Origin of the sequence: Streptomyces sp. NPDC059853 (assembly GCF_042731495.1) — a bacterium.
Lineage (GTDB): Bacteria > Actinomycetota > Actinomycetes > Streptomycetales > Streptomycetaceae > Streptomyces.
Window position 1 is genome coordinate 20215 of the sequence record NZ_JBHWJL010000031.1, and the last position, 5336, is coordinate 25550.

Annotated in this window: 4 protein-coding genes, 1 tRNA gene and 1 riboswitch; of the genes, 1 reads left to right on the forward strand and 4 read right to left on the reverse strand. The window is 73.9% G+C overall.

Features of this window, described 5'->3' with window-relative positions:
- Window positions 1–75: 75 nt before the first annotated feature.
- From ACFV5N_RS05900 to ACFV5N_RS05915, 4 genes are all read right to left on the reverse strand, one after another.
- Window positions 76–759: a transglycosylase family protein gene (locus ACFV5N_RS05900; RefSeq protein ID WP_385594593.1), complete on the reverse strand. Its 684-nt coding sequence runs from the start codon at window positions 757–759 to the stop codon at window positions 76–78.
- 3 nt (window positions 760–762) lie between these two features.
- A riboswitch (cyclic di-AMP (ydaO/yuaA leader) is annotated at window positions 763–969 on the reverse strand.
- Between the two features lie 258 nt (window positions 970–1227).
- Window positions 1228–2250 carry a transglycosylase family protein gene (locus tag ACFV5N_RS05905; RefSeq protein ID WP_385594596.1) on the reverse strand — a complete coding sequence of 341 codons (1023 nt, stop codon included), beginning with the start codon at window positions 2248–2250 and terminating at the stop codon, window positions 1228–1230.
- A gap of 114 nt (window positions 2251–2364) precedes the next feature.
- Entirely contained in the window at window positions 2365–3615 is a 1251-nt protein-coding gene (locus ACFV5N_RS05910) for a cytochrome P450 (RefSeq protein ID WP_385594599.1), read from the reverse strand.
- Between the two features lie 9 nt (window positions 3616–3624).
- The gene (locus ACFV5N_RS05915) at window positions 3625–5013 is read right to left on the reverse strand and encodes a sensor histidine kinase (protein ID WP_385594602.1); all 1389 of its coding nucleotides are present in this window, start codon (window positions 5011–5013) and stop codon (window positions 3625–3627) included.
- A 135-nt stretch (window positions 5014–5148) separates the two neighbouring features.
- Here ACFV5N_RS05915 and ACFV5N_RS05920 point away from each other — a divergent pair.
- Window positions 5149–5221 (forward strand) — tRNA-Gln (locus ACFV5N_RS05920).
- Window positions 5222–5336 lie beyond the last annotated feature (115 nt).

The window sequence follows — 5336 nt, forward strand, 5'->3', positions numbered from 1 at the left end:
GTTACGGGATTACCGCGCCGCGGTACACCGCCCCGCGCCGGGCGGGAGGATCGTTTCGCCGGACCGTCGGTCAGCTCACAGGGCGAGCTGCTGGCCGGGGAAGATCAGGTTCGGGTCGTCGCCGACGACCGAGGTGTTGCGCTGGTACAGCTCCTGCCAGGTGGTGCCGTGGGCGGCGGCGATCTTGGACAGGGTGTCGCCGGGAACGACCGTGTAGGTGTCGCCGTTGGCGGCCGGGGCGCTCTCGGCGGGCGCGGTGGACTGCGGGGCGGGGGCGGGGGCCGGGGCCTCCTCCTGCACCGGAGCCTCCTCGGCGGGGGCCTCCTCGGCCGGGGCGCTCTCCTCGGCGGCCCCACCGGGGCTGACCTCGGCGGCCGGGCCGCCGGCGGACAGGCCCGCCCGCGCGCCGCAGACCGGCCAGGCGCCCGGGCCCTGCATGGACAGCAGCACCTCGGCGGTGGCGATCTGCTGGTCCTTGGTGGCCTGGTTGGCCTGCGGGGCGTACTGGGTGCCGCCCGCCGCCGCCCAGGAGGAGCTGGAGAACTGCAGGCCGCCGTAGTAGCCGTTGCCGGTGTTGATGGACCAGTCGCCGCCGGACTCGCACTGGGCGACGGCGTCCCAGGTGTCGACCGAGGCGGCGTTGGCGCCGGTGGCACCGATCAGGGGGATGGCGACGGCGGCACCGGTGACACCGGCGGCGGTCGCGAGGCGGGTCGGCTTGGAGGGGCGGCGGTGACGGCCCTTACCGGAGAACAGCATGACGATCCTTCTCACCGGACGCCTGCGAGGTGAGCTGTCGGGTTCGGGTCAGTGAGTTGCCCGGCCGGGACGGACGGATCCGTCCCGGCTTCACCCCGAGCCGTACCGGAGGGTTCCGGTCCGGCGTTCCGCTGCCCGGCTTTGCTGGTGGCCGCCGGGTGGCGGACTGGGTCCCCCGCTCCTGCCAAGCGGTTGTGGCGCAGTGGTGGTCCCCCGGCCGGCGGCAGGATTCGGCGTACGGCCGGGGTGCCCGGTATGTAAAACCGAGCGGGGGACACTAAACACACGCCGACTAACGATTCAAGAACGATGAAGATCGCGGCGTGGGCGTGGCTTGACTCCGAACGGGGGATGTCTGCGCAGGTCAGCAGGGAAACGGACAGTGCGGACCAGTCGGGCTCCATCGCCTCATAGAGAGATGATGGTCACACTTAACACCCTAAGGAAGTCCTCCTGCCATACCGGCCCTTAATCGGTCTTCGCGCCCAACTCCAGCTCAATCCCGGGAACTATATGGTCAGGGTTGTCACCTATGACCGATTCGTTCGCCGCGTAGAGGGCCGGCCAACCCCCGTCCACGGTCAGGGTGTCGGCGATCCGGGAGAGCGTGTCCCCGCTGATCACCTCGTACGAACCCGCCGCGGTGGTCTCCTCGGCGGCCTCCGGCGACGCCGCCTCGCCGGCCTCGTCCGCGTCCGCGTCGGTGCGCTCCCCGGCCCGGTCGGCGGGCCGTTCGGCGTGCCGGCCGCTGCCGTCCGCGTTCTCACCCGCCCGGCCGTCCTGTTCGTCGGCGGCCTCACCCCGGTGGCGGCCGGTGCCCTCCTCGTCGGCCGGGGCCCCGTCCTGCGCCCCGGTGGCGGAGTCGGCGGGCTTGCCGGTGCCCTGCCCGGTCTTCTCGTCGGCTGCCGGGCCGTCCGGCGTATCGGCGGAGGTGCCGGTGCCGCTCCCGGAGCCGGTGGCGGAGTCCCCGGTCCGCTCCGCGGGCGCGGTCTCCCCGATCCCGCTCCCGGTGCCCCCGGACGCGTCGGTGCCCGCGTCCGTGGCCGCGCCGCCGCCGCTGCCCCGCGCGTCCCCGGCGTCCTCCGTCTCCGGCGTCTGCCGGGCGTCCGCGCGGAACTCCTGCCACAGCCCGGTGGGCAGCGCGCAGCTGGGGAAGGCGGACTTGCCCTGCGCGGCCAGCATCCGCTCGGCCACCGTGATCTGCTGCGCCCGGGAGGCGAGGTCGGGGCGCTCGGCGAAGTCGGTGCCGCCGTGGGCCTCCCACTGCGCCAGCGGGATCTGGAGCCCGCCGTAGTAGCCGTTGCCGGTGTTCGCCGTCCATACGCCGCCGCTCTCGCACGCGGCGGTGGCGTCCCAGGTCTCGGGGGTGACGGCGTTGGCGGATGCGGTGCCCAGCAGTGGCAGGGCGATGCCCGCTCCCGTGACGCCGGCGGCCACCACGAAGGCGGGGGGCTGCTTGGGACGACGATGACGACCAGTGCCGGAGCGCATGTGACTGCCTCTCGTGCGGACAACAATGACGAGGTGGTGCGGTTGAGCGCAGAACCTAGCCCGACGTCCGGTGCGATCACAAGCTGATCCCGCCGAGATCACATACAGATCACACTACTGACTCTGTGTCATGTGGCAGGATGTGAACTCTACCGGCAGTGAGCGCAGTCCCCGCATGATCAGGCCACCGCGCCAGCGCAGATCGTCCGGATCGACCGCCAGCCGCAGATCCGGCAGCGCGCTCAGCAGCATCCCGATCGCCGCCCGCCCCTCCAGCCGTGCGAGCGGGGCGCCCAGGCAGTAGTGGATGCCGTGGCCGTACCCCAGGTGCTGATTGTCCCGGCGGCGCAGATCCAGGACGTCCGGCCGCGCGAACCGGCGCGGATCGCGGTCGGCGCCCGCCAGCACCACCAGCACCGGATCGCCCGCCGCCACCCGCTGCCCGCCCAGCTCCAGCGGCTCGCGCGCGAACCGCCAGGTGGCCAGCTCCACCGGCCCGTCGTACCGCAGCAGTTCCTCCACCGCGCTCGCCAGCAGCTCCTCCTCGCCCGCCGCCAGCGACCGGCGCAGATCGGCCAGTTCCGCCGGGTGGCGCAGCAGCGTGTACAGGCCGTTGCCGATGAGGTTGACCGTCGTCTCGAACCCGGCGAACAGCAGGATGAAGGACATCGCGGCGGCCTCCTCCTCCGACAGGTGCTCCCCGTCGTCCGAGGCCCGGATCAGCTCCGAGATGAGGTCGTCCCCCAGATCCGCCCGCTTGCGGTGGATCAGGTCGCCCAGATAGGCCCGCATCCGCTTCACCGAGCGCCCGACTCCACCTCGTTTCCCCGACGGATGCAGCATCATCCCCGCCCAGTCGCGGAAGTCGTCCTGATCCTCCCGGGGGACGCCGAGCATGTCGCAGATGGCGTAGATCGGCAGCGGGAACGCGAACTCGTGGATGAGATCCGCCTCTCCCCGCTCCGCGAAGGACGCGATCAGCCCGGCCGTCAGCTCCCGCACCCGCGGCTCGAACGCCGCCACCCGGCGCGGGGTGAACGCCTTCGCCACCAGCCGCCGCAGCCGGGTGTGATCCGGCGGGTCGATGTTCAGCAGATGGGTCATGACGTTGGCGCCGCGCTCCCCCGGGATGCCGACCCGGCCGCTGTGGTGCGCGGCGGCGCTGTGCCGGTCGGGGTTCTTGCTCAGCCGCGGGTCGGCCAGCGCGGCGCGGGCGTCCGCGTACCGGGTCACCAGCCAGGCCGCCACCCCGCTGGGCAGCTCGGCGCGGTACACCGGGGCGTTCTCCCGCAGCCAGGCGTACGCCGGGTACGGGTCGGCGCCGAAGTCCCGGCCGAACAGCTGGGGGCATTCACTTCTCTGCACCCTGTGACGCTACGACGCCAGCCCCACGCCCGGTGCGGCCGGGGACCGGTCCCGGTCCGGGATCACCGCGGAGACCCGGAAGCCGCCGCCGTCCAGCGGCCCCGACACGAAGCCGCCGCCCAGCGCCGTGACCCGCTCCCGCATTCCGACCAGGCCGTTGCCGCCGGAGGGCAGCGCGGCCGGTCCGGTGCCCGGGGCACCGCCCGGCGGCGCCTCGTTGAGCACCTGCACCGCCACCTCGCCCTCCCGGTGCGCCAGCCGCACCCGGGCGACGGCGCCGGCCGCGTGCTTGTGCACATTGGTCAGCGCCTCCTGCACCACCCGGTACGCCGTGGACTCCACCTGCTCGGGGTAGCCGCGCGGCTCGCCCTCCACCGACAGCTCCACCGTCATCCCGGCCGCCCGGGACTGCTCCACCAGCGCGGCCACCTCGCTCAGCCGGGGCCCGCGCCCCGCCGGGCGCCGCCCGGCCGCCGCGATCTCCGCCAGCCGGGCCGCCGCGGACGCCGCGTCCACCGGCTCCGCCGCCACCCCGGCGCTCTCCGCGGCCGGGGCCTCGCGCGGCTTCTCCTCCGCCCGCAGCACGCCCAGCATGGTCCGCAGCTCGGTCAGCGCCTGCCGCCCCATGTCCGCGATCAGGCCCGCGTTCTTCGCCGCCTTGTCCGGGTCCTTGGCGGCCACCGCCTGGAGCGCGGCGGCGTGCACCACCATCAGCGAGACCCGGTGCGCGACCACGTCGTGCATCTCCCGGGCGATCCGGCGCCGTTCCTCGCCACGCGCCCACTCGGCGCGCTCCTCGGCCCGCTCGGCCAGCAGGCTCAGCTCCCGCTCCAGACCGTCCGCCCGGTCGCGCAGCGACTCCACCAGCCGGCGGTGGGCCCGGACGTACATCCCCAGCAGCACCGGCGGGACGGTGAAGGCCACCCCGAACACCATCGCCACGAACGGCGTGAACCACAGCGGTATCGGCTGCTCCCGCAGCCGGGCGTCCTGGTCGATGAGGAGGAAGAGCACCAGCGCGTTGCCCACGCACAGCATGGACGCCATGACCCCGATGATCCGGCGCGGTACCTCGGTGGTGGCCAGGGTGTACAGGCCCACCAGTGCCATGGCCAGGCCCATCTGGGCCGGCAGGACCGCGATGGACACCAGGATCACCGCCAGCGGCCACCGGCGGCGCACCACCAGCACGGCCCCGGCCGCCGCGCCGATCAGCGCGGTCGCCACCACGGGCAGCCCGGTGCGGCCCGCGAAGGTGATCCCCTGGAGGGCGCACTCCACCGCCGAACCCAGCGCCAGCACCACGTCCAGGACGAAGCCGCGCCGCCGCTCCCACCACCACAGCGCGGTGCCCCCCGGCTCCGCCTCCCCTGCTCTGTCCGCCCCCGGCTCGCTCATGGCACCACCCTACGGGCGCGGTCCAGCCGTTTTCCCGGGGCGGTGACGATCGGCTCCCGGTGTCCGGGCGAAGTCCCCGGAGCCCCTGCGGATTCCGGGAGGCGGGGGTGGCTCGGGTAGGGTCTGTCCCGGTGATCCGCCGTGGGGTAATCGGTAGCCCGCAGGACTTTGAATCCTTGTAGTGCTGGTTCGAGTCCAGCCGGCGGAGCGGAACCGAGCGGGGGGGCGGGGCCGGGCGGGCCCCCCCCCACCCCCCAGGAGACGGTGTTTTTAAGTTAAAGGGGGGGCGGGCCCCCCCCCGCCCACCCCCCCCCACCCCCCCC

Excerpts from the sequence above, each read along its gene's own strand:
- ACFV5N_RS05900 (WP_385594593.1), bottom strand. The coding sequence starts at position 759 with ATGCTGTTCTCCGGTAAGGGCCGTCACCGCCGCCCCTCCAAGCCGACC.
- ACFV5N_RS05905 (WP_385594596.1), bottom strand. The coding sequence starts at position 2,250 with ATGCGCTCCGGCACTGGTCGTCATCGTCGTCCCAAGCAGCCCCCCGCC.
- ACFV5N_RS05915 (WP_385594602.1), bottom strand. The coding sequence starts at position 5,013 with ATGAGCGAGCCGGGGGCGGACAGAGCAGGGGAGGCGGAGCCGGGGGGC.